Raw genomic sequence first — 22,974 nt, forward strand, 5'->3', positions numbered from 1 at the left:
TCATCCCTCGGCGTAACGCGACGCCCACGCGGGGTTGTAAACGGTGTCCAGATAAGGCACGCCGCGATCGGCGCAGAGGAACAGGACCTTCGGCCTCGTGAGGCCGCTCGCGCGGCTGAAATACCGCTGGATCGCCGCGTAGACGGTCCCTGTCGAGCCGCCGACGAGCAGCCGATGGCGATCGAGGAGGGTCCGGCACGCGGCGATCGACTCGACCTCCGGCACGATCACGACATCATCGATCAGCGCCTCCCGGAGCAGGTCCGGCACGATCCCCGCGCCGATCCCCGGGATGCGCCGGGGCCGCGGCGGGCCGCCGAAGATCACCGATCCTTCGGCGTCCACCGCGATGATCTTGATCCCCCGGAAATGCTCCTTCAGCCGCCGCGACAGCCCCGCGATCGTCCCCGCCGAGCTCACGGCGACGAACGCGAAGTCGAGCTCCTGAAACGCATCGCAGATCTCCCGGCCCGTCGTGTGGAAGTGGGCCATCATCCCGTCGGGGTTCTTGTACTGGTTCGGCCAGTACGAGCGCGGGAGCGCGGCGCAGAGCGACTGCACGCGATCGAGCCTCGTCTTGAGGAATCCCCCCGAGTCGTCCTCCTCCTCGACCTTCACGACCCGCGCGCAGAGCGAGCGGAGCACGTGCTCGTTCACCGCGGAGATGTGGGGGTCGATCACGGGGATGCAGTCGAGCCCGAGGAGCTGCGAGTACGCGGCGAGCGCGATCGCGAAGTTGCCCGAGGACGACTCCACCACCGTCGTCCCGGGGCCGACCTCGCCGCGCTCGATCGCCTTCTTGAGGATCCAGAGCGCGGGGCGGTCCTTGATGCTCCCGACCGCGTTGCAGTACTCGAGCTTGACGAAGAGCTCGAGGTGCTCGTGATCGAGCCGCACGACAGGCGTGCCGCGGAGCATGCTGGCGAGCGCCGCCGCGCGCGCGAGGAGTTGCTGTTCGTTGAGCATGCAAGCTTTACCACCCTGAAGACAATGGACAGGCGATGAGGCGCTAGGCCGCCCGCGGCCGCAGGCAGACGAGCCGCTGCGACCAGAGCCCCTCGATCTCCAGGACCGCCTTCTGCATGCGCGCGGGATCGCCCGCCCCCGCCTCGCCGAGCAGCTCGCCGATCGAGCGCGCGCCGTCCGCGCGCACCAGCGCCTCGCCCACGTCGGGCGACACGCCCACGCGCGTCCCGGCGTCGTACGTGTTCCGCAGCTCGAACACCGTGGCTGCGCGATCCATCGCCACGAAGCGGCGGATCTGGTCCACGCGGACGTGCCTCGGGATCTCGAGCGCGAGCGTCGCGAGGTCCTCCCACGTCCACGGCCGCTTCTCGACGAAGAAGTCGCCGATCGCGAGGTAATGCAGCCCCGTCGTCAAGAAGCTCGTCACCACGTCGTGCGCCGAGTCGACGATCGGCTCCACGTTGTTGTTGAACGAGGTGTTGAGCAGCACCGGCACGCCCGTCCTGTCCTTGAACGCCTTGAGGAGGCTCCAGAACCGCGGGCTCGACCGCTCCGACACCGTCTGGACGCGGGCCGTGCCGTCCACGTGCGTCGTCGCCCCGAGGACGTCCCGCTTGTCCTCACGGACCTTCATGACGAAGATCATGAACGGGAACTCGTCCTCTCCGGGCGGGAGCTCGAAGTACTCGCGCGCGTCCTCCGCGAGGACGGCGGGGGCGAACGGCCTGTACGCCTCGCGCTTCTTGACCATCGCGTTGACGAGGTCCTTGTTCGCGGCCGGCCTCGGGTCGGCCAGGATGCTCCGCTGGCCGAGCGCGCGCGGGCCGAACTCGGATCCTCCCTGCGCCCAGCCGACCGCGGCCCCGGCGGCGATGACGTCGGCGACGCGCGCCGGCAGATCCGCGGCGCGCTCGTGGCGCACGAAGCGGGACCAGCCGGAGAGCTCGCTGTCGATCTCCGCCTCGCCGCCCACGTCGCTGCCCCAGGACACGTGCTCGAGCCGCCGCCGCGTCTTCAACGCCCCTTCGGCCAGGGTCACGTGCAGCGCGGCCCCGAGCGCGCAGCCGGCGTCGTGCGCCGCCGGTTGTACGAAGACCCGCTCGAACATCCCGGAATACAGGATCTTCCCGTTCATCGTGCAGTTGTGCGCGACGCCGCCGGCCAGGCACAGCCGCGTCTTGCCCGTCGCCTCGCGCAGGTGGCGGAGCACGTGCAGCACGATCGTCTCCAGCGTCTCCTGCAGCGACGCCGCGACGTCCCGGTGCTGCTGGGTGAAGGGCCCTCCCTTCCTGCGCACCTCGATCACCTGCGCGAGCGCGCCCACGCGGTCGCGGTGGACCTCGTAATCGCCGTCCGGCAGCAGCGTGTAGAGCGCGCTCATCTGCGCGCGGAACGTCGCGGGATCGCCGTAGGGCGCGAGGCCCATCACCTTGTACTCGTCGAAGACCCCGTAGCCGAGGAGCGATATCACCGAGACGTAGAAGTTCCCGAGCGACTTCGACTCCGGGATCGTCGAGAGCACGTCGATCCTGTCGCCCGAGCCCACGGCCACGAGCCCTGACAGGAAGTCTCCCGAACCGTCGATGGCCACGATGAGGCTGTCGTCGTAGCCGGACAGCAGGTAGGTGCTCGCCGCGTGCGCCTGGTGGTGCGGGACGAACACGATCTTGTCGCGGGCGATCGGGCGCCCCAGCCCCTGGCCGAGCTTCGCCGCGAGCAGCGTGCGCGCGTCGATCCGCGGCAGCGCGCCCCCGGTCAGGAGCCGCACCCGCCCGAGGAGCGCGTTGCAGTACTCCTCGCTCGCGTAGAACGCGATCCGGTCGACGTCATCGATGCTCACCCCGCGCCGGGCGAGGCAGAAGCGCGTCGCCTCGATCGGGAACTTGTTGGAGTGCTTGATGCGGTTGAGCCGCTCCTCCTCGATCCCCGCGACGATCTCCCCGTCGTCGACGAGCATCGCCGCGCCGTCGTGCGTGAAGCTCTGCGGGATGTCGTACATCTCCTCGTGGGCGAAGCTCAACCCGCCAGAAAGCCCCAGCGTCAGCATGATTCCTCCTTGCCGCTCGCGCTCATCGCGCCATCGAGCCACGGCGACGACGCCGCGCCGTCGAACTCGCCCTCTCCGAGCGCTCGCCGCCCGTGGGCGCGCTCGATGACGGCGTTCACCTCCGGCCCGAGCGGACCGAAGACGACCTCCTTGGACAGGCGCTCGAGGACGTTGTCGCCCGCGAACGCGCGCGCGCCGACGACGCCGCGCGCCGCGGCGACGATCTCCTCGGCGCACCGCGTGCCTGTGTACTTCGCCGCCCCGGCGAGCTCGTAGAGCCGCGGGAGCCGCTCGGCGCGGTCGCGCGCGCCGCGGATCGCGCCCATCGCCTCGCCCGCCTCGCGGACCGCCGCGCACGCGGCGCGGTAGCGGATCACCAGGCGACCGACGTCGACGATCATGCCGTCCAGCTCGGCGAGCGGCGCGCCCTCCCGGGCGCGGACCGCGCGCAAGAACCGGCGCGACTCCTCGATCGCCTGGGCCGCGGCGCCCAGGTACAGCGCCGGGATCAGCGCCTGGTGCCACACCATCTCGAACAGGAGGAGCTGCATCACCTCCGGCCCCTGGCCGCCGAGCAGCAAGTCCTCGTCCGGGACGAAGAGATCGTGAAACACGATCTTTCGCGTGTCGGAGTCGATCATCGCGTCCGGGAACAGGTACGGGCCGATCTCCACCGCCGGGTTGCCCCGCGGGCGCGTCATGAAGACAGCGGGGAAGCCCTCCTCGAGCGCTGTCGTGAAGATGAGGAGATCTCCCTCGGTCGCGAGGGACGTGTACGACGCGGCGCCGCTCACCACGTGGCCCCCGGCGACCTTCCGGGCCCTCGTGCCCACCGCGCCCACGCGGTCCCCGTGAACCCGCGAGTTCGTGTTGGCCACGAGCCGGCGCCCCTCGACGATCTCGGAGAGCAGCGCGCGCCGCCGCGCGTCGAGCCGCTCGTCATCGCCGATGGGGAAGGTGGCGATCGCGGAGCTCACATAGAAGTGGTTCTCCACCGCGAGCGCGACTGCCGGCGAGATGCCGCCGAGCCGGTGCAGCACGTGCGCGCACGCGCGGAACAGCCCGGCCGCGTCCCCCTCGTAAACGAGCCCCAGGAACGGCAGATCCGTCGACCGGAACACCCGGTAAAAGGCCGGGAGATCCCGCTCTGCGAGCGCCTTCTTCAGGGCGTCGGCCGCGAGCTGCGTTTGCCCCGCGAGGTCGATCCTGAGGCGCGCCTTGCGTCCAGCGCTCATGGTCATGTCATTCGAGCTCACGGCTCTTCTCCTTGCGTCCGTCGTGTCCCACGCCCGCGTGTCCGCCCCGTCCGGCGGGCCCCCTCATGCGCGCTCGGCAGGCGCGAGCCGGACGAGGCGCTCTGTCCAGAGAGCCCAGAGCTCGCCCGCGACGTCGGCCCCCGCGCCGTCGAGGAGCGCCGCCGCCGGGCGCCTGCCGTCGGCCTTCACCAGCGCGTCGTACGCCGGTCCGGAGATCTTGCGGCGGAGCGCGCGGTCGTAGCTCGTCCGCAGCTCCCAGGCGTCGCCCGCGCGCGCGCCGTCGTGCCACCCGCGCGTGCGGCACACCTGGGTCGAGCGCGGGACGTCGACGGCCAGGCCGAGCCTCTCCTCGACCGACGCGGGCTGCTTGCGGACGAGCACGTCGTCAACGAAGGCGACCTCGAGGCCGCTCGTGAGGAGCAGCGCGACGATATCGTCGACCGTCTCGGCGGGCGGCTCCGCGCCGTTGTCGAGCGACGTCACGAGCAGCGCGCCGACCCCGGAGATCTCCTTGAACGCGCCGAGCAGCGCGAACAGCCTCGGATCCGCCTCCTTCCGCACCACCTGCGCCCGGACCGTGCCGTCCGCGTGCAGCGCCGCGGCCAGCGCCGCGCCGCGCTCGCGCCGGGCGCGCAGGGCGAAGCTCTTCCAGCGGAGCTGGTCGGGCGGACACGGCAGCATCAGGCACTCGGCGGCGTCCTCCGCGAGCATCGCGACCGACAGCGGCCGGTGCGGCGCGCGCCGCTTCATCTCGTTCAGCGCCCCCCGCTGCCGCCCGTCCCGCGGATCCGCGACGATCACGCGGCGCCCGAGCGCGACGAGCCCCATCTCCGAGCGGCCGTTCGCCCACCCGACCGCGGCGCCCCCGGCGATGAGCTCGGCGGCGCTCCGGGCCGGCGCCGCGGGGCGCTCCGCTGTCACGAGCGCGCCCCAGCGGCGGAGGGCGGGGACCACCGCGTCGGCGGTGCCGAGGTCCGTCCCCCAGCTCACGTGATCGAGCGGCGCGCGGCGCGGCGGAGCGTCGCCCGCGTAGAGCGCGGCCCCGAGGGCGCACCCGGCGTCGTGCGCCGCGGGCTGGACGAACACCTCATCGAACAGGCCGCTCGCGAGGACCCGGGAGTTGACGGCGCAGATCTGCGCGCCCCCGCCGGCAAGGCACAGCCGCCGGACGCCGCTCCTCGTGCGGTGGTGCCGCAGCACGTGCAGCACGATCTCGGAGATCGCCTCCTCCAGCGCCGCGATCACGTCCTTGTGCGCCTGCTCCACCGGCTCGCCGCGCAGCCTGCCCGGCGCCTTCGCGAGCACGGCCGGGAGGCTCTGGAACGCGAGCTCGTAATCGCCGTCCGGCAGCAGCCTGTACACGCCGCGCATGGCGGCGCGGAGCGCGGCCGGGTCGCCGTGCGGGGCGAGCTCCATCGCCTCCGCCTCCTCGAAGGGGCTGTAACCGAGCGCGCGGATCGTGCGATGGCACAGCTCCCCGAGCGATTTCTGCGGTGAGAAGGCCGCGAGCTGCGTGAGGCACGACCGGCTCCCCCCGGCCGACGTCCCGGTGAAGACCCCGCCCTCGTTGTCGATGACGTGAACGAGCGCCTGCTCGAAGCCCGACATCGCGATGGCGCTCACCGCGTGCGTCAGCAGGTGCGGCACGAAGACGATCCGCTCCGGATCGATCTCACACAGCATCTCCCGCTGGATGGCGGCCCGGAGGAGCCCGCGCGCGTCCGGGATGCCGGCGAGCTCGGGGAACGCCGCGCGCAGGCGGCCGACGAGGAAATTGGCCGTCTCCTCGCCCGAATAATAGGCGATCCGGTCCACGTCCCCGAGCGCGACGCCCCGCTGCCTCAGGCAGGCCCGCAGCGCGTCGAACGGGAACTTGTTCGTCCGGCGAACGCGGTTCAGCCGCTCTTCCTCGACCGCGGCCACGACCTGCCCGTCCTCGACCAGCACGGCCGCCGCGTCGTACGTGAAGTACTGCGGCGCGTCGTAACGGCAGTCGTAGACAGGGTCCAAGCCCCCTGCGAGGCCCAGAGTCAGCATGCGCTCCTCCATCCTTTCGGTTGGGACGTTCGCCGTCCTGACCGCCCTATCGCAACGGCCGTTCCATCGAGCGATGCGGTCGTTCCGGCGGCGGCGCCGGGAGGGAGTGATCTATTTGTTAAGCTTCTTTAAGAAGCTGAAGAAACGAGGACCGATAGGGGGCGAGCGACGCGCGGACCTTCGCCGAGGTGCGCTCGAGGCTCTCGGTGCATTGAAGGTCCTTCGGCTTGATGCCGAGCTTTGCGAGGCGGCTGTACACGTACGGCAGCGACCGATTGATCCGCCGTGACAGCTCGCGCGCGCTCCTCGTCTCCCTGGCGCATTTGAGGAACAGCAGGTCGTCGAGCTTCTCGATCCCTCGCAGGTGGAGCTGGGGAGCCGCCGCGGCGTCCGGCGCGGGCGCGAGCTGCTGGGCGAGCAGGTCGAGCCCGCACGCGGCCGTCCAGTTCTCCTCGGGGGTCCGCGCCGGGTCTCGCACGAGGAAGTACCGCTCGACGGCGTTGCGGAGCTCGCGGACGTTGCCCCTGTACACCCCGCTGCTCGCGAGCTCGCCGACGGCGCTCACCTCGCGCGCGGGCAGCGGCGCGCGGTAGCGCTCGCTCATCTCCAGGGCGAGCACCCGCGCGAGCGTGCGCAGATCGTCCGGGCTCGGCGGGGGCACGACGATCGTGAACACGCTGAGCCGGAAGAAAAGGTCGGTCCGGAACGTCGCGTCGAGCCCGGCCGCGAGGTCCCGGTTCGTGGCGGCGAGGATGCGGACGTCCGCGCTCCGCTCCTCGCTGCCGCCCACGGGCCAGAACGACCCGTCCGCGAGGAAGCGCAGGAGCTTCGCCTGCGCCTCCATCGGCAGCTCCCCGATCTCGTCGAGGAACAGGCTGCCGCCGGAGGCGAGCTCCGCGAATCCGCGCTTCGAGGCGGTCGCCCCCGTGTAGGCCCCGCGCACGTGTCCGAACAGCTCGCTCTCGAACAGCGTCTGCGTCAGGGCGGCGCAGTTGACCGTGATGAGCCGGTGCTTCGAGCGCCTGCTGTGCTGGTGGATGTCGCGCGCGAGGATGTCTTTCCCCGCCCCGGTCGGCCCGACGATCAAGACCGAGCAGTCCGCGGCCGCGGCCTGCTTCGCGAACTCCAGGGCTCTGCGCCGAGCCTCCGAGTGCGCGACGAATCTCCAAGAGCTGGTCATCCCTCTATCTCCTGCTTCTTTGATGGCGAACGCTGCTATTGCCCGCTCCGCCCGCACGGACGGAGCCGATGCGAACATAACGGAGAACGCCGAACGCCATTGGCCGCCCGCCGGACAGTGCCGTTGGCGGGAGGATGGAGAGCAGTTCAGAGGAGATGAAATAAATGAAGAGGAGATGGAGGAGATGAAGGAGAGCGCCCTCCGTCGGCGCCTCGTGGCGCGCCGCGGCGGCCGGGCGCTCAGGGCAGCGCCGCGGCCGTCAGGCGGTCGACGACGGCGCGGTTCGAGTCCTCCGTGTGGCGGCAGTTGTCGCAGCGGCCGCAGGCCTCCACGGCCGCGCCGCCGTTCCCTGAAGGCGCCTCGGTGTCCTCGAAGTACGCCTTCATCACGGCCATCCGGCACGCCGGGCTCTCGGCGTAACGCATCACCGCCTCGAGGCGCTCGCGGTCGCCCGCCCGCCGCTCCTCGTAGGCCTTCAGGAACGCGTCGAGCTCCGCTTCGTCGGCGAAGTCGCGCAGCCGGCGCACGCCGCGGCTCCTGTCGATGATCCCCGCGGCCTCGAGCAGCGCGACCACGACCTTCACCTTGCGCTCGGGCAGGTCCGCGACCTCCGCCAGGGCCTTCACCGGGATGCCGGCCCGCCGCTTGCCGTCGGCCCGCTGCGCCTCGAGGCGGCCGATGGTCTCGTAGACGCGGTAGCTCTCGTCGGGGCGCGGGTACTTGCCGCCCAGGAAGAACGCCTGGATGCGCCGGTCCTCCACGCGGTAGAGCAGGATCCCCCGCGCCGGGCGGCCGTCGCGCCCGGCGCGGCCGGCCTCCTGGTAATAGCTCTCCAGCGAGTCGGGGAAGTTGTAGTGCACGACGAACCGGATATCGGGCTTGTCGATGCCGAGGCCGAACGCCTTCGTGGCCACGATGATGCGGTACTCGTCGTTCATGAACCGCTGCTGCGTCTCCTCCCGCTCCTTCGCGCGCATCTGCCCGGTGTACCGGCCCGCGGGCACGCCGCGCCCCTCGAGCCAGCGGTGGAGATCGTTCGCGATCCGGACCGTCGCCGCGTACGCGATGCCGACGCCGCTCTCCTCCTCGAGGAGGCGCGCGAGGCGCTCGCGCTTCCGCTCCTCGTTCGGGGTGCGGATCACCTCCAGCGCGAGCTGCGGCCGGTCGATGCCGGTGTTCACCACCGCGGCGGCCCGCATGCCGAGCTGCTCCACGACGTCGTTCGCCACCTCGGGCGTGGCGGTCGCCGTGAGCGCCAGCACGGGCGGCCGGCCGAGGGCGGCGACAGCGTCGCGGAGGCCGAGGTACGCAGGGCGGAAGTCGTGGCCCCACTGCGAGACGCAGTGCGCCTCGTCGACAACGAAGAGCGACACGCCCGACCGCCGGAGGAGATCGAGGTACTCCGGGTTCTCGAGCCGCTCGGGCGTCACGTAGATGAGCGGGAGATCGCCGTGCCGTATCCCGTCGACGGTCTCCCGCTCCTCCGTCGCGCTCAGCGTGGAGTTGAGCTTCGCGGCGGGGATGTCCGCCTCTGCCAGCTTCTCTTGCTGATCTTGCATCAGCGAGATCAGCGGTGAGACGACCACGGCCGGTCCGGGCAGGAGCAGCGCCGGGAGCTGATAGCAGAGCGACTTGCCCGCTCCCGTCGGAAGGAGCCCCAGGGCGTCTCGCCCGGCGAGCACCGCCTCGATGAGCTCACGCTGGCCCGGCCGGAAGGTCTTCACGCCGAACCGCTCGCGCGCCATCTGCCGGATCTCCTGCCAGCTCGGCGCGCTCCGCCGTTGTTCCATGCGCGCGAGCATGGCGCGCACACGCCGGGCGCGCCATGCTCGCGCGCTGGAACTCGCGGCCTCTCAGCGGGGCTCCGCCGTGGCCAGTCATGGTATCCATCGAGACGAAAAGCCACACTCCCGCCGGCGCCCTGCGCTGGCAAACCGGATTCAATGTCGGTGGCGACCTCCAGGCGCTCAGCGCGTGTCCGGGCGGCGCCGCGCGCGCGTCTGCTGCGGTTCCCTATGCGCCTCAGGTTCTCCCTTCGTATGCCGATTTGGCGCGATCGGCGCTCGCGGCGATTCTGGCAAATCCCCCCCTTCACGGAGCCTCGTTTGAAGTAGATTCTGCCACGGAGGCACACGACGAATGACGGAAGCGTCGGATGATCAGAAGAGGAGCAGCCAGGCAGACGGCGCCGCGCAGCAGGCGATGGTGGCGCGCCTCGTCGAGGCGGCGTGCGAGGGCGTGGCGCCCCGGCTGCCGCGCGCGACGTACCGCGTGCAGCTCAACAAGGACTTCACCTTCGAGCAGGCGCGCAGCATCGTGGCTTACCTCGACGCGCTCGGCGTCAGCGATCTCTACACCTCGCCGTTCTTCAAGGCGCCCCCCGACAGCCTGCACGGCTACGACCTCGTCGATCACAACACGCTGAACGCCGCCATCGGCGACCGCGGCGACCTCGACCGGCTCACGGGCGAGCTCGCGGAGCACGGCATGGGCCTCCTGCTCGACTTCGTGCCCAACCACATGGGGGTCGGCAACGCCGACAACCTCTGGTGGAACGACGTCCTCGAGAACGGCCCGAGCTCGCTCCACGCGGCGTTCTTCGACATCGACTGGGCGCCGCTCAAGACGGAGCTCAGGAACATGGTGCTGCTCCCCGTGCTCGGCGATCACTACGGGCGCGTCCTCGAGCGCGGCGAGCTCAAGATCACCTTCGAGAACGGCGCCTTCGTCCTCCGCTACTTCGACCACGTGTTCCCGGTGAACCCGCGGACGTACGGGATGGTCATCGGGCCGATGGTGCCCGGGCTCACCGCGGCGCTCGGCGAGGAGCACGACGCGCTCCTCGAGCTGCAGAGCATCCTGACCGGGCTCCGCAACCTGCCGCCGCGGACCGAGACGCAGCGCGTCAAGGTGATCGAGCGGCGGCGCGAGAAGGAGGTCCTCAAGCGGCGGCTCGCGACGCTCGTGGCGGACTCACCGGAGGTCGCGGCCGCGGTGGCGGACGGGGTCGAGCGCATCAACGGCAAGGTCGGCGACCCGCGGAGCTTCGACGCGCTCGAGGCGCTGATCGAGGAGCAGGCCTACAGGCTGAGCTTCTGGCGCACCGCCGCCGAGGAGATCAACTACCGCCGGTTCTTCGACATCAACAACCTCGCGGCGATCCGGATGGAGCACCGGCCGGTGTTCACCGAGGCGCACCGGCTCGTCTTCGAGCTCTGCGAGCGGGGCCAGGTCACGGGGCTGCGCATCGACCACCCCGACGGCCTCTGGGATCCGATCGGCTACTTCGAGGACCTGCAGCAGGGCTACCTGATCGAGCGCTGCCGCCGCCGCTTCCTCGCCGAGGCCGCGAGCGAGCCGGAGCCGCGGAGCTCCCAGGACCCGCGCCGCCGCGCCTCGGCCGGCGCCCGCTTCGCCCGGCTGGAGCCGGCGCTCCGCGCGGCGCTCTCGGAGCGGGCGAGCGCCGAAGGGCGCGGCTCGCGGCTCGCGCGGCCGATGTACGTCGTCGGCGAGAAGATCCTCGCCCGCGGCGAGACGCTGCCCGAGGCCTGGCCCATCCACGGGACGAGCGGGTACGACTTCACCGCGGCCGTGGGCGAGCTCTTCGTCGATTCGTCGAGCGAGGCGGCGATGACCTCGATCTACGAGCGGTTCCTCGGCGACCGGATCGACTTCGAGACGCTCGTCTACGAGAAGAAGAAGGTGATCCTCCGGACGGCGCTCGCGAGCGAGCTCAACGTGCTCACCCACGCCCTGAACCGGCTCACCGAGCGCGATCGCCGCTTCCGCGACTTCACCCTCGGCTCGCTCAACGAGGCGCTGCGCGAGGTGATCGCGTGCTTCCCCGTGTACCGCACGTACGTCAACGAGCGGACGCCGGCGATCTCCGATCACGACCGGCTCGCGATCGGCCGCGCCGTCGCCCTCGCGCGCCGGCGCAACCCGACGATGGAGGCCTCGATCTTCACGTTCGTGCGCTCGGTGCTGATGCTCGACAGCACGGACCTCTACCGCGACGAGGACCGGCACCTCTTCTGCGACTTCGTGATGAAGTTCCAGCAGCTCACCGGGCCGGTGATGGCCAAGGGGCTCGAGGACACGTCGTTCTACATCTACAACCGGCTCGTCTCGCTGAACGAGGTCGGGGGCGAGCCCGAGCGCTACGGCGCGAGCGTCCTCGCGTTCCACCGCGGCAACGTGCAGCGGCACAGGACGTGGCCCTGCTCGATGCTCGCCACGTCGACGCACGACACGAAGCGCAGCGAGGACGTGCGGGCGCGCATCAGCGTGCTCTCGGAGCTGCCGTCGGCCTGGGAGGAGGCGCTCCACCGCGCGGCCGCCGCGGCCGCGCCGCTCAAGGCCGAGATCGAGGGGCGCGTCGCGCCGGACAGCAACGAGGAGTACCTCTTCTACCAGACGCTCCTCGGGAGCCTGCCGATCGAGCCGCTGCTCGGCTTGTCTGACGAGCCGCACGGGCCGCGCGCGCCCGAGGGCGACGCGCTCGAGGCCTACGCGGGCCGCATCGTCGACTACATGCGCAAGGCCACGAAGGAGGCGAAGGTCAACACGTCGTGGATCGACGCGCAGCCCGAGTACGACGCCGCCGTCGAGGCGTTCGTGCGCAAGGCGATCGCGTCCGCGGACGTGATCGGCGCGCTCCTGCCGCTCGCGCGCGTTGTCGCGTACCACGGCATGTGGGGGTCGCTCTCGCAGACGCTCCTGAAGCTCACGTCGCCGGGCGTGCCCGACATCTACCAGGGCAACGAGGTGTGGGACTTCAGCCTCGTCGACCCCGACAACCGCCGCGTGGTCGACTACGCGGCGCGCAAGGAGGCGCTCGCGGACGTCCGCGCGCGGTGGAACGGCGGGGACGTCGCGCTCGCGCGCGAGCTCTGCGCCCAGGCGCGCGACGGCCGCATCAAGCTCTTCGTCACGCACGTCGCGCTCGAGCTGCGCCGGCGGTACCCGGCGCTCTTCGGCGCCGAGGGGGCCTACGCGCCGCGCGCCGTGACCGGCGAGCGCGAGGCCCACGTCGTCGCCTTCTCGCGCCGCGCCGAGGCGGACGCGTCGGACGCGCGCTCGCTCGTCGTGATCGCGCCCCGGTTCAGCGCGCGGCTGCTCGGCGGCGCCGTCGCCCCGCCGGTCGGCAAGGTGTGGGCGGGGACCTCCGTCGACGTGGAGCCCGGCCTCTACAAGGACCTCTTCACCGGCGCCGAGATCGAGGCGTCGGCGCCCGCTTCCTTGCCGCGCGACGAGGCCCCGACATCCGATCCGAAGGGCGGCGCGGCGCTCCTGCTCGACCGCGTGCTCTCCGATTTCCCGGTCGCCCTGCTCCTGCGGGCGCCACAGCGAGGTCAGTGACATGAAAGCGATTCGCACCATGGGCGCGTGGATCGAGGGCGGCGCCGTCCGCTTCCGCGTCTGGGCGCCCGAGCACGATCGCGTCGAGATCGTCACCTACGGCGAGGACGGCGAGGAGGTCACCGGCGCGCTGCCGGCGGCCCCCACCGGCGGCGGCTATTTCGAGGCCACGGCGCCGGGCCTCGGCGCCGGCGCGCTCTACAAGGTGAGGATCGACGGCGCCGGGCCGTTCCCCGATCCTTACGCGCGCGCGCAGCCGCTCGGCGTGCACGGCCCGTCGGCTGTCGACGACCCGTCGTTCGCGTGGACCGACGCGGGGTGGAAGGGCGTCGCGCTCGAGGATCTCGTCCTCTACGAGGTGCACATCGGCACGGCGACCCAGGAGGGCACGTTCGACGCGCTCATCCCGCGGCTCGCCGAGCTCCGGGAGCTCGGGATCACGGCGATCGAGATCATGCCCGTCGCGAGCTTCCCGGGCGAGCGCGGGTGGGGGTACGACGGCGTCGATCTCTTCGCGCCGTCCGCGGCCTACGGCGGCCCGGAGGGCCTCCGCCGCCTTGTCGACGCGGCGCACGCCGCCGGGCTCGGCGTGATCCTCGACTGCGTCTACAACCACTTCGGCCCCGACGGGAACTACCTGCGCGCCTACACGAAGCGCTACTTCACCGAGCGCCACAAGACGCCGTGGGGCGACGCGGTGAACTACGACGGCGAGGGCGCCGAGCAGGTGCGCGCGCTCGCGATCTCGAACGCCGAGATGTGGATCCGCGACTTCCACATCGACGGCCTCCGCCTCGACGCGACCCACGCCATCCTCGACGACACAGCGCCGCACATCCTCCGCGAGATCGCCGAGCGCGCGCGGGCGGCCGGCGGGGGCCGGCGCGTCGTCGTGATCGCCGAGGACAGCCTGAACGACACGCGCCTCGTGACGCCCCCCGAGCAGGGCGGCCACGGCCTCGACGGCGTGTGGGCGGACGACTTCCACCACGAGCTCCGCGTCCTCTTCGCCGGCGATCGCGACGGCTACTTCGAGGATCACCGGGGCACGGCGGAGGACATCGCGGCGACGATCCGCAAGGGGTGGCTCTACGAGGGGCAGGTCTCGAAGCACGCGGGCAAGCCGCGCGGGACGCCGGCCGAGCCGGTGCCGCCGCCGTGTTTCGTGCACTGCATCCAGAACCACGACCAGATCGGCAACCGCGCGCTCGGCGATCGGCTGGGCGCGGCGGTGAGCCCGGCGGCCTTCCGGACGATGTCGGCGCTGCTCCTGATCACGCCGTACACGCCGCTCCTGTTCATGGGGCAGGAGTGGAACGCGCGGACGCCGTTCCAGTACTTCACCGATCACGACGCCGAGCTCGGCCGGCTCGTGACCGAGGGCCGCCGGCGCGAGTTCCAGTACTTCACGTCGTTCAGCGGCGCGGAGGTCCCGGACCCGCAGGATCCACGGACGTTCCAGCGCTCGAAGCTCGACTGGAGCGAGCGGCAGCGGCCGGAGCACGCCGGCGTGCTCGCGTGGTACCGCGAGCTCCTCGGCCTCCGCGCCGCGCACCCCGCGCTGCGGCGCCGCGGGCGCGGCGACTTCTCGGCCGAGGCGATCTCGCCGGACGCTGTCCGCATCGAGCGCCGCGGCGGCGAGGCCACGGTGATCGCGCTTGTCGCGCTGCGCGGCGCGCTCGACGTCGACCTCGGCCGCCCGGAGGCGCGGGCGCTCGCGTTCAGCGAGGAGCCGCGGTTCGGCGGCGCGGCGCAGCGGGTCCCGCTCGATCGCGGCCGGGCGGCGTTCGAGGGCCCGGCGGCGCTGATCGTCGAGGTGCCGCGCTCCTGACGCCGGCCGCGCGCCGGGGGGGGCGCGCGCCGGGTCGACAAGGCCGATCGCGTCGACCCCGCCGATCACATCGATTACGTCGCTCCCGTGATGCTGAAGCCGGTCACGTTCACGCCCATCGGCGTTGTGCGCACGCCGTTCCCCGATCGGGTGAGCGCGCCGCGGCAGCCGCACGCCGCGGCCGGCGCGGAGGGGACGATCGAGCTCGTGCCCGGCCGCGGGCTGGAGCACGCGCTCTGCGACATCGAGGGGTGGGACTACCTCTGGGTCGTCTTCTGGTTCCACCTCAACGAGGGTTGGCGCCCGAAGGTCCTGCCGCCGCGGAGCGCCGGCAAGCGGCGCGGCGTGCTGTCGACGCGCTCGCCGCACCGCCCGAATCCGATCGGCCTCAGCGTTGTCAAGCTCCTCGGCGTGGACGGGCTCTCGCTGCGCGTCGGCGGGGTGGACATGATCGACGGCACCCCGGTGCTCGATCTGAAGCCGTACGTGCCGTACGCGGACGCGTACCCGCACGCGCGCACCGGCTGGGTCGCGCCGCTCGCGGGCGAGCCGCCCGCCGGGGCGCCGGCCGACCCGGAGCCGGGCTTCGAGGTGGTCTGGACCGAGCGGGCGGCCGAGCAGGCCGCGTGGCTCGACGCCGCGCACGGGATCGCGCTGCGCGAGCGCGTCGACCGCGCGCTCGCGCTCGGCCCGCAGCCGCACCCGTACCGGCGGATCCGCGCCGACGGGGACGCGATGCGCCTCGCCGTGACCTCGTGGCGGGTGCGGTTCAGGGCCGAAGGGCGGCGGATCGAGGTGCTGTCCGTGTCGACAGGCTACCGGGAGAAGGAGCTCTGGGGCGGGGAGGCGCCCGAGCTCGCCGCGCACCGGCAGTTCGTGGAGCGGTTCGGCCGCGGCTAGCTCCGCCCGCCAGGGCCCCGGAGAGAGCGCGCGGCGCGCCGCGCCGCTACCGGGCCAGGAGGCCGAGCCCTGGCACGAAGCGCCCCACGCGAGCGCAGTAGTCCGCGTAGCTGTCGCCGTGCGTGCGCAGCAGGTACGGCTCCTCCACGAAGCGGACCTGCAGCTCGATCGCGGCGACGAGCGCGAGCAGCGACGCGAGCGCGATCGCGTCGGGCACGACGAGCAGCATCCCCGCGGCCGTCAGCGCCATGAAGCTGAAGATGGGGTTGCGGACCCTCGTGAACGGCCCGCGCGTCACGAGGCGCGTGCGCTCGGCCGCGTCGACGCCGATGCGCCACGACGCGCCCATCGCGGCCTGCGACCACAGCGTGCCGGCGATCCCCGCGAGCACCGTCGCGACCCCGACCCCCACCACGGCCGCGCCGGGCTCGACGAGCGGCGCGACCCACCCCGCGAGCTCGGCGATCGGGGCCACCACAGCGAGGGCGAGCGCGAAGACGAAGAGCACGCCGCCTGTCCACTCCATGGATCCGGGCGCGCCGGAGATGCCGCGGAACCCGGTGGAGCCTGTCGCCCGGAGCTGCCGCAGCGAGCGCCACCCGAACGCGAGCGCGAAGTAGACGAGGAACAGGACCAGGGCAATCCAGGGACGGGACATCGAACCTCCTTCTGTCATGGCCGTTTTCCGTGCAGGAGCGCGCCTCGGACCGGCGCGCTCACGGGCTCGCCGCCTCTTCTTCCGTTCGCGCCGGCTCGCCCTGCCGGTGGAACAGCCGGTAGAGCACCGGCAGCACGAGCAGCGTGAGCAGGGTCGACGAGAGCACCCCGCCGATGACGACCGTCGCCAGCGGGCGCTGCACCTCGGAGCCGGTGCCCGTGGCGAGCGCCATCGGGACGAAGCCGAGCGCGGCCACGAGCGCCGTCATCAGCACCGGGCGGAGCCGCGACACCGACCCTTCGAGCACGGCGTCGTCGAGCGAGGCGCCGCCGTGCCGCAGGTTCTCGATGAAGGTCACCATCACGAGCCCGTTCAGCACGGCGACGCCCGAGAGGGCGATGAACCCGATCGCCGCCGAGATCGAGATCGGGAGCCCCCGCAGCCACAGGGCCGCGATCCCGCCGGTCAGCGCGAGCGGGACGCCCGTGAAGATGAGCGCCGCGTTCCTGATCGCGCCGAACGAAAGGAACAGCAGCCCGAAGATCAGCCCGAGCGCGACGGGCACCACCAGCGCGAGGCGCTCCCGCGCCGCGAGAAGGTTCTCGAACTGGCCGCCCCACGCCAGCCAGTAGCCCGAGGGCAGCTTCACCTCGGCGTCGATCCGCGCCTGCGCGTCGGCGACGAAGCCGCCGAGGTCCCGCCCGCGCACGTTGCACTGGACCACGACGCGGCGCTTCCCGTCCTCGCGGCTCACCTGGTTCGGCCCCTCCTCGAGCGAGATCGTCGCCACCGCCTCGAGCGGCACGAACGCCGCGCGGTGCCCCGCCGCGGCGGCGACGGCCGGGGTCGTGGGCCCGCCGGGCCGCTCCGGCGCGGGGCGGAGCGGGATCGGCAGCTTCGCCAGCGCGTCCACGTCGCGGCGGACCGCGTCGGGCAGGCGCACGACGATGTCGAACCGCCGGTCCCCCTCGACCACCTCGCCCGCGCTCACGCCGCCGATCGCTGTCGCGACGACGCCCTGCACGTCGGCGACGTTGAGCCCGTAGCGGGCGATCGCGGGCCGGTCCACGTCGATCGTGAGCACGGGCAGCCCGGTGACCTGCTCCACCTTGACGTCGGCCGCCCCCGGCGTCCGCGCGAGGATCGCCCCCACGCGCCGCGCCTCCCGGAGCATCACGTCGAGGTCGTCGCCGAAGATCTTCACCGCGACGTCGCTGCGCACGCCGCTGATCAGCTCGTTGAAGCGCAGCTCGATCGGCTGGCTGAACTCGTAGCTCTGCCCCGGCACCTCGCGGAGCACCTGCTCGATGGCCTCGGCGAGCTCCTCCTGCGTCTTCGCCTTCGTCCACGCGCTCCGCGGCCTGAGCATCAGGTACGTGTCGGAGACGTTCGGGCCCATCGGGTCGGTCGCGACCTCGGCCGTCCCGGTGCGGGCGAAGATGTGCTCGATCTCGTCCGGGAACCGCGCCCTGAGGACGCGCTCGAGCTGCGCCTGCATCGCGACGCTCGTGGTCAGGCTGATCGACGGGATCCGCGCCGGCTGGAGCGCCAGCGCCCCCTCGCTCAGCTTCGGCGCGAACTCGCTGCCGAGGCGCGCCGCGACGAGCCCCGAGGCCGCGAGCGCGACGCCCGCGGCGCCGAGGACGGCGGGCCGGTTGGCGAGCGCCCAGCGGAGCGCGCGCTCGTAGCCGCGCCTCGCCCAGCCGAAGACGGCGCTCTCCCGCTCGGACACCTTGCCCGTGAGGAGCAGCGCCACGAGCGCGGGGATGAACGTCATCGACAGGATCGTGGCGGCCGCGAGCGCGAGCACGACGGTCTGCGCCATGGGGCGGAACATCTTCCCCTCGATCCCGGTGAGCGTCAGGATCGGCAGGTACACGATCGCGATGATGATCTCGCCGAAGATCGTCGCCTTGCGGACCTCCTGCGACGCCTCGTAGGCGAGCGCGACCCGCTCATCGCGCGTGAGCGTCCGCCCGAGCCGGCGCTGCTCCTCGGCGAAGCGCCGCACGCAGTTCTCGACGATGATCACGGACCCGTCGACGATGAGGCCGAAGTCGATGGCCCCGAGGCTCATCAGGTTGCCGCTGATCTTGCCCTCGACCATGCCGGTGACGGCGATCAGCATCGAGAACGGGATCGCGAGCGCGGCGATGAGCGCCGCCCGGAAGTTGCCGAGCAGCAGGAACAGCACCACCACGACGAGCGCGGCGCCCTCGAGCAGGCTGCTGCGCACGGTGCTCAGCGTCGCCTCGACGAGGTAGGTGCGGTCGTAGATCGTCTTGACCGAGACGCCCGGGGGCAGCGACCGGTTGATCGTCGCCATCTGCTCGTCGACCCGGCGCGACACGGCGCGGCTGTTCTCGCCGAGCAGCATGATCGCGGTGCCGATCACCGCCTCCTCGCCGTCCTCGGTGGCGGCGCCCGTGCGCAGCTCCCGGCCGACGACGACCTCGGCGACGTCCTCGACGCGGATCGGCGCGCCGCCGTGGTGGCCCACGACGATGCCCCGCAGGTCGTCGTCGCCCTCGATCAGGCCCGTCGTGCGGATGAGGTACTGCTCGCCCCGGTGCTCGATGTAGCCGCCGCCCGCGTTCGCGTTGTTCGCCGCGACGGCGTCGAGCACGTCGCGGAACGACAGCCCGTAGCCGACGAGCTTCGCCGGGTCGGGCGCGATCTGGTAGAGCCGCTCGTACCCGCCGATGGAGTTGACCTCCGTCACGCCCTGCACCGTCCGGAGCTGGGGCCGGACGACCCAGTCCTGGAGCGTGCGCAGGTCGGTCAGATCGTACGGCGCGCCGTCGGGCCGCCGCGCGTCGGGCGCCGCCTCGACGGTCCACATGTAGATCTCGCCGAGCCCCGTCGCGATCGGGCCGAGCTGCGGCGCGCCGAGGCCCTCGGGCAGGCTCTCCCGCGCGGCGGCGAGCCGCTCGGCGACGAGCTGCCGGGCCCAGTAGATGTCGGTGCCGTCCTCGAAGACCACCGTGACCTGCGAGAGGCCGTAGCGCGACAGGGAGCGGACCTCCTCGACGCGCGGGAGCCCGCCCATCGCGTGCTCGACCGGGAAGGTGACGCGGCGCTCGACCTCGACGGGCGAGAGCGCCTGCACCTGCGTGTTGATCTGCACCTGGACGTTGGTGATGTCCGGGACCGCGTCGATCGGCAGGCGGGTGAAGTTGTAGGCGCCGAGCGCCCCCGCCGCGAGCGTGAGCGCGACGACGAGGAAGCGGTGCCGGACAGAGAAGGCGAGGAGGCGCGAGAGCAGGGTGAGCATTGTCGTTCGGCGCCTCAGTGCGCGTGGCCGCCCTCGGGCTTGCCGAGCTCTGCCTTCAGGACGAAGCTGTTCTTGCCCACGTAGCGGTCGCCCGCCGACATGCCCGCCGCGATCTCCACGACGGGCGCGCCCTGCCCGGCGGGGTCCGCGGCCCCCCGGCGCCCGAGCTTCACGGGCCGCGCCTCGAAGGCGTCGCCCTCCTGGACGAAGACGACCTCCTTGCCGTCGACGCGCTGGATCGCCTCGTCGGCGACGACAACCGGCGCGTCCACCTCCTCGACGCTCACGTCCACTGTCGCGAACAGCCCTGGCCGGAAGCCCTTGTCGGGCTCGCGGAGCTCGACCCGGGCGCTCGCCGAGCGGTTCCCCTCGTCGAGCACGTGCCCGAGGTACGTCACCGTCCCCCGCGCGGCCGCCCGGGTCCCTTCGGCCGTGACCCACGCGGCCTGGCCGACACGCACGCGGTGGAGATCCTTCGCGTACACGGTCACGTTGACCCAGACAGTGGACAGGTCCGCGATAACGAACACCTGCGTGTCCTCCTTGAGCACCTCCCCGACAGCGATGTGCTTCTCGATGATGGTCCCGTCGATCGGCGCGATCAGCGCGTACCCGCCGGCCTTGCCGCCGCCGGCGCCCGCGGCGGCGCCGAGCTTCTGGACCGCGCTCCGGTGCTCGATCCGGGCCTCCGCGACCGCCTGCTTCGCCGCGAGGTACTCCTTCTCGGCCGAGATCTGCTCCTTCCAGAGCGCCTCCTGCCGCGCGTAGCTCGCCTCCGCGAGGGTGAGCCGCTCCTTCGCCGCGAGCAGCTCCCGCTGCAGCTCGGCCAGCTCGCGGCTGTCGAGCACCGCGAGCAGGTCGCCCTTCTTCACCGCGTCGCCGAGCTGCTTCTTCACCTCCCGCGCCGCGCCGGGCACGCGCGGCGTCACGTGCGCGACGCCCTCCGCGTTGAGCGCGATCTCGCCGGGCAGCCGCAGGGTGACCGCTACCTTGCCCGGCCCGGCGGTCAGGAGCTCGATCCCGGCGTTCTCGATCATCGCCGGCGAGAGCCTGAGCTTCCCCCCCGCGTGCTCGTCCTCGCCGCCGTGCGCGTGGTCGTCGTGCGCGTGGTCGTCGTGCGCACCATGCGGGCGATCCGTGGTGTCCCCGTTGTCGTGCCCTTGGTGCTCCCCGTGGTCGTGCTCTTCCTCGCCGTGGGCGTGGTCGTGCGCCTCCCCCGCGCCGTGCGCGGCCCCGGCGCCGTGCCCGTGAAGGCGGTGCTCGACGAGCACGGTGGCCCCCACGGCGGCGCCGACGAGCGCGAGCGCCCCGACAGCCAGCGCCGCAACGCGCTTCCGCGTAAGCTCGAATTTTCCAGTGTCGGTGCTCATCGGGGCATCCTCCCTGCGGCGACGAGCAGCTCGAGCTTGGCGGCCGCGTGGGCGTGCTCCGCGTCGAGCAGCGCCGCCTGCGTCTCGAGCGCCTCGCGGCGCACGAGCAGGACGCTCGGCAGGTCGTTCTCGCCGAGCTCGTAGCCGCGCGCGGCGAGCGCGGCGGCCTTCTCGCTCAGGGCGGCCGCCGGGGTCAGGGCCTCGAGCGCCCGCCGCGTCGCCTGGTAGCGCGCGTGGAGCTCCTGGATCTTCCCGGCCGCGGCCGCGCGCGCCGCGTCGCTCCGGGCCGCGGCGACGTCCACCTCGGCGGCCGCCGTCGCCGCGCCGGACCGGTTCGCGTTGAGGAGGGGCAGCGGCACGGCGAGCCCGAGCGTCCCGATGTTGGCGCCGTCGTCGCGCTCGTACTGGGCGGTGACGGTGACCGTGGGCCACCGGGCGGCCTGCTCGCGCGCCGACCTCGCCCGGGCCGCGTCGAGCGACGCCGCGGCGGCGCGCATGTCGGTGCGCTGCGCGAGCCCCTCGAGGAGCGCCGCGAGCGGCGGCGGCTCTTCCGGAGGGACGAGCGGCCCCTCGAGGCGGCGCCCCGGCTCGGCGGTGGCGAGCAGCCCCAGCAGGACCCGCAGCGCCGCCAGATCCGCGTCGCGCGCGCCCTGCGCGGCCGCCTCGGCCGCCGCGTCGCGGCTGCGCTGCAGCGACGCCACGGCGACGTCGACCTCCGGCGCCTCGCCCGCCTTGCGCCGCCGCTCCGCCGCGGCGAGGAGCCGATCGCCCAGCGCGCGCCGCGCCCGCGCGAGCTCGACGTGCCGCTCGTCCCGGATCACCAGGGCGTGCTGGAGCAGCGCCGCGAGCACCAGGCCGCGCCGGCCGTCCTCGGCGGCGCTCTCCGCGGCGCGCACCTCGGCCTCCGCGGCGTCGACGCGGGCCCCGCGCTGGCCGCCGAGGTCGACGGGCCACGAGAGCGACGCCATGGCCGCTGCCGGCCGGCTCCCGTCGGGGTTGAAGCGGACGCCGCCCGCGCCGGCGAGGACCGGGTTCTCGAGCGACAGCGCGCCGGACGCGCCCGCGGCGGCGCGCGCCACCGCGACCTCGGCCGCGGCGACGCGCGAGGCGGGCGAGGCGCGGGCCAGCTCGATCACCCGGGCGCGGGTGAGCGGCGGCTCGGCGGCGAGGGCCGGGCCGGGGCGGGCGAGGGCGGAGAGGACGAGCAGCGGAGCGATGGTGGACAGAGCACGCGCAAACGAGACAGACATGGCCGGGCAACCCCGAGCGCACAGCGCTCGTGCAAGAGCCGCGATGATCCCGGTCGTCAGGAGAGGCGAGGGGCCTTCGCCGCGCTGCGCGTGGTTCGCGCGCGCGCCGCGCCCTGCGCGCGCTCCACGGAGCGCGGCGCGGCGAGCGCGCGGACCACGCGATGCACGCGACGGGCGGCACGCGCGTTCCGGCGCGGTGCGCCTCCCCTGACGTGGGGCCTCAGGCGCGCGGCCGGCGGGGCGGTCTCTCGAGGCGGTCGAGCGCGGCGCGCCCCGGCGTCTCCGGCGGCGCGAGCTGATCGAGCTCGAAGGCGGCGAGCAGCACGCACAGCAGGGGCGGCTCGACGAGCGGCAGCGTCATGGGCACATGACCGCAGGCGCAATCGTGGCAGTCGGGAGGGCAGTCGCTGTGCGAGCCGTCGTCGCGCCCGCCGTTTTCGTCTGCGTCCGCGAGGGCGGGGGCCGCCGGGTGCGTGCAGGCGACGGCGATGCCGAGCGTCTGGAACGTGTGGCCCTGGCCGAGCAGGCCGATGACGAGCAGGACCGACAAGACCGCGCCGAGCCAGCGGAGGAGCGGGCCACGCCGTCGGTGCGCGTGCCGGACGCGGAGCATGCCCGCCAAGGATGGGGCGCCCCTCGGCGGGGCGTCAAGGCGGAAGCGCGCGGCCACGTCCCCGCGCGGCGGCGCCCCCGCGCGGCCCTGCGCCGGCGTCCGGAACGCGCGTCCGCGCTGCAGGGGGCGGCGCTGGCGCTCCTGGTTCATGCGATGGGTTCATGCGATCGATGCTGTGCGCGCGCGGTCATCCGGGCGCGACGGCGCCGCGCGAGGCGGGCGCGGCGCCGC

General features: G+C 72.9%; 14 protein-coding genes. 3 read left to right on the top strand and 11 right to left on the bottom strand.

Translation table 11 applies throughout. The features are described from left to right. From sbnA to WMF42_RS11270, 6 genes are all read right to left on the bottom strand, one after another. Positions 1-966 carry a 2,3-diaminopropionate biosynthesis protein SbnA gene (gene sbnA, locus WMF42_RS11245; protein ID WP_437691897.1) on the bottom strand — a complete coding sequence of 322 codons (966 nt, stop codon included), beginning with the start codon at positions 964-966 and terminating at the stop codon, positions 1-3. 43 nt (positions 967-1,009) lie between these two features. Next, positions 1,010-3,013 (bottom strand): carbamoyltransferase family protein, encoded by a 2,004-nt coding sequence (locus tag WMF42_RS11250; protein WP_437691898.1) that lies wholly within the window; start codon positions 3,011-3,013, stop codon positions 1,010-1,012. Further along, on the bottom strand, positions 3,007-4,269 hold the full coding sequence (locus WMF42_RS11255) for an acyl-CoA dehydrogenase family protein (RefSeq protein WP_155798259.1): 1,263 nt from the start codon (positions 4,267-4,269) through the stop codon (positions 3,007-3,009). The genes WMF42_RS11250 and WMF42_RS11255 overlap by 7 nt, the downstream gene beginning before the upstream one ends. A gap of 63 nt (positions 4,270-4,332) precedes the next feature. Continuing rightward, positions 4,333-6,306 (bottom strand): carbamoyltransferase C-terminal domain-containing protein, encoded by a 1,974-nt coding sequence (locus WMF42_RS11260; protein WP_437691899.1) that lies wholly within the window; start codon positions 6,304-6,306, stop codon positions 4,333-4,335. 118 nt (positions 6,307-6,424) lie between these two features. Continuing rightward, a complete protein-coding gene (locus WMF42_RS11265; RefSeq protein WP_061607429.1) occupies positions 6,425-7,486 on the bottom strand; it encodes a sigma 54-interacting transcriptional regulator in 1,062 nt (353 codons plus the stop codon). Between the two features lie 239 nt (positions 7,487-7,725). Continuing rightward, complete coding sequence (locus tag WMF42_RS11270) at positions 7,726-9,276, bottom strand: RecQ family ATP-dependent DNA helicase (protein ID WP_233561325.1); 1,551 nt, start codon at positions 9,274-9,276, stop codon at positions 7,726-7,728. A 349-nt stretch (positions 9,277-9,625) separates the two neighbouring features. On the opposite strand from WMF42_RS11270, the gene treY reads away from it, so the two are divergent. The 3 genes from treY to tsaA all read left to right on the top strand — a co-directional run bounded on the left by treY (position 9,626) and on the right by tsaA (position 15,578). Beyond that, positions 9,626-12,847, top strand: a complete 3,222-nt coding sequence (treY, locus tag WMF42_RS11275) for a malto-oligosyltrehalose synthase (protein WP_437691900.1) — start codon at positions 9,626-9,628, stop codon at positions 12,845-12,847. 1 nt (position 12,848) lies between these two features. After that, positions 12,849-14,678, top strand: a complete 1,830-nt coding sequence (gene treZ / locus WMF42_RS11280; protein ID WP_437691901.1) for a malto-oligosyltrehalose trehalohydrolase — start codon at positions 12,849-12,851, stop codon at positions 14,676-14,678. Between the two features lie 90 nt (positions 14,679-14,768). Beyond that, positions 14,769-15,578 carry a tRNA (N6-threonylcarbamoyladenosine(37)-N6)-methyltransferase TrmO gene (tsaA, locus tag WMF42_RS11285; RefSeq protein WP_061607432.1) on the top strand — a complete coding sequence of 270 codons (810 nt, stop codon included), beginning with the start codon at positions 14,769-14,771 and terminating at the stop codon, positions 15,576-15,578. A 46-nt stretch (positions 15,579-15,624) separates the two neighbouring features. On the opposite strand, the gene WMF42_RS11290 is transcribed toward tsaA, so the two are convergent. The 5 genes from WMF42_RS11290 to WMF42_RS11310 all read right to left on the bottom strand — a co-directional run bounded on the left by WMF42_RS11290 (position 15,625) and on the right by WMF42_RS11310 (position 22,680). Further along, entirely contained in the window at positions 15,625-16,236 is a 612-nt protein-coding gene (locus tag WMF42_RS11290) for a methyltransferase family protein (RefSeq protein WP_061607433.1), read from the bottom strand. Between the two features lie 58 nt (positions 16,237-16,294). Continuing rightward, positions 16,295-19,510, bottom strand: coding sequence for an efflux RND transporter permease subunit (locus WMF42_RS11295; RefSeq protein WP_061607434.1), 3,216 nt, complete (start codon positions 19,508-19,510; stop codon positions 16,295-16,297). A 14-nt stretch (positions 19,511-19,524) separates the two neighbouring features. After that, entirely contained in the window at positions 19,525-20,880 is a 1,356-nt protein-coding gene (locus tag WMF42_RS11300; RefSeq protein ID WP_437691902.1) for an efflux RND transporter periplasmic adaptor subunit, read from the bottom strand. Further along, entirely contained in the window at positions 20,877-22,130 is a 1,254-nt protein-coding gene (locus WMF42_RS11305) for a TolC family protein (RefSeq protein WP_437691903.1), read from the bottom strand. Before WMF42_RS11305 ends, WMF42_RS11300 begins: the two co-directional genes overlap by 4 nt. A gap of 220 nt (positions 22,131-22,350) precedes the next feature. After that, the gene (locus tag WMF42_RS11310) at positions 22,351-22,680 is read right to left on the bottom strand and encodes a hypothetical protein (RefSeq protein ID WP_437691904.1); all 330 of its coding nucleotides are present in this window, start codon (positions 22,678-22,680) and stop codon (positions 22,351-22,353) included. Between the last annotated feature and the right edge of the window lie 294 nt (positions 22,681-22,974).

It is taken from the genome of Sorangium sp. So ce176 (assembly GCF_051519835.1).
GTDB classification, from domain to species: domain Bacteria; phylum Myxococcota_A; class Polyangia; order Polyangiales; family Polyangiaceae; genus Sorangium; species Sorangium cellulosum_G.

Coding starts and splice junctions, on each gene's coding strand:
- sbnA (WP_437691897.1), bottom strand. CDS start 966: ATGCTCAACGAACAGCAACTCCTCGCGCGCGCGGCGGCGCTCGCCAGC.
- WMF42_RS11250 (WP_437691898.1), bottom strand. CDS start 3,013: ATGCTGACGCTGGGGCTTTCTGGCGGGTTGAGCTTCGCCCACGAGGAG.
- WMF42_RS11260 (WP_437691899.1), bottom strand. CDS start 6,306: ATGCTGACTCTGGGCCTCGCAGGGGGCTTGGACCCTGTCTACGACTGC.
- WMF42_RS11265 (WP_061607429.1), bottom strand. CDS start 7,486: ATGACCAGCTCTTGGAGATTCGTCGCGCACTCGGAGGCTCGGCGCAGA.
- WMF42_RS11270 (WP_233561325.1), bottom strand. CDS start 9,276: ATGGAACAACGGCGGAGCGCGCCGAGCTGGCAGGAGATCCGGCAGATG.
- treY (WP_437691900.1), top strand. CDS start 9,626: ATGACGGAAGCGTCGGATGATCAGAAGAGGAGCAGCCAGGCAGACGGC.
- treZ (WP_437691901.1), top strand. CDS start 12,849: ATGAAAGCGATTCGCACCATGGGCGCGTGGATCGAGGGCGGCGCCGTC.
- tsaA (WP_061607432.1), top strand. CDS start 14,769: ATGCTGAAGCCGGTCACGTTCACGCCCATCGGCGTTGTGCGCACGCCG.
- WMF42_RS11290 (WP_061607433.1), bottom strand. CDS start 16,236: ATGTCCCGTCCCTGGATTGCCCTGGTCCTGTTCCTCGTCTACTTCGCG.
- WMF42_RS11295 (WP_061607434.1), bottom strand. CDS start 19,510: ATGCTCACCCTGCTCTCGCGCCTCCTCGCCTTCTCTGTCCGGCACCGC.
- WMF42_RS11300 (WP_437691902.1), bottom strand. CDS start 20,880: ATGAGCACCGACACTGGAAAATTCGAGCTTACGCGGAAGCGCGTTGCG.
- WMF42_RS11305 (WP_437691903.1), bottom strand. CDS start 22,130: ATGTCTGTCTCGTTTGCGCGTGCTCTGTCCACCATCGCTCCGCTGCTC.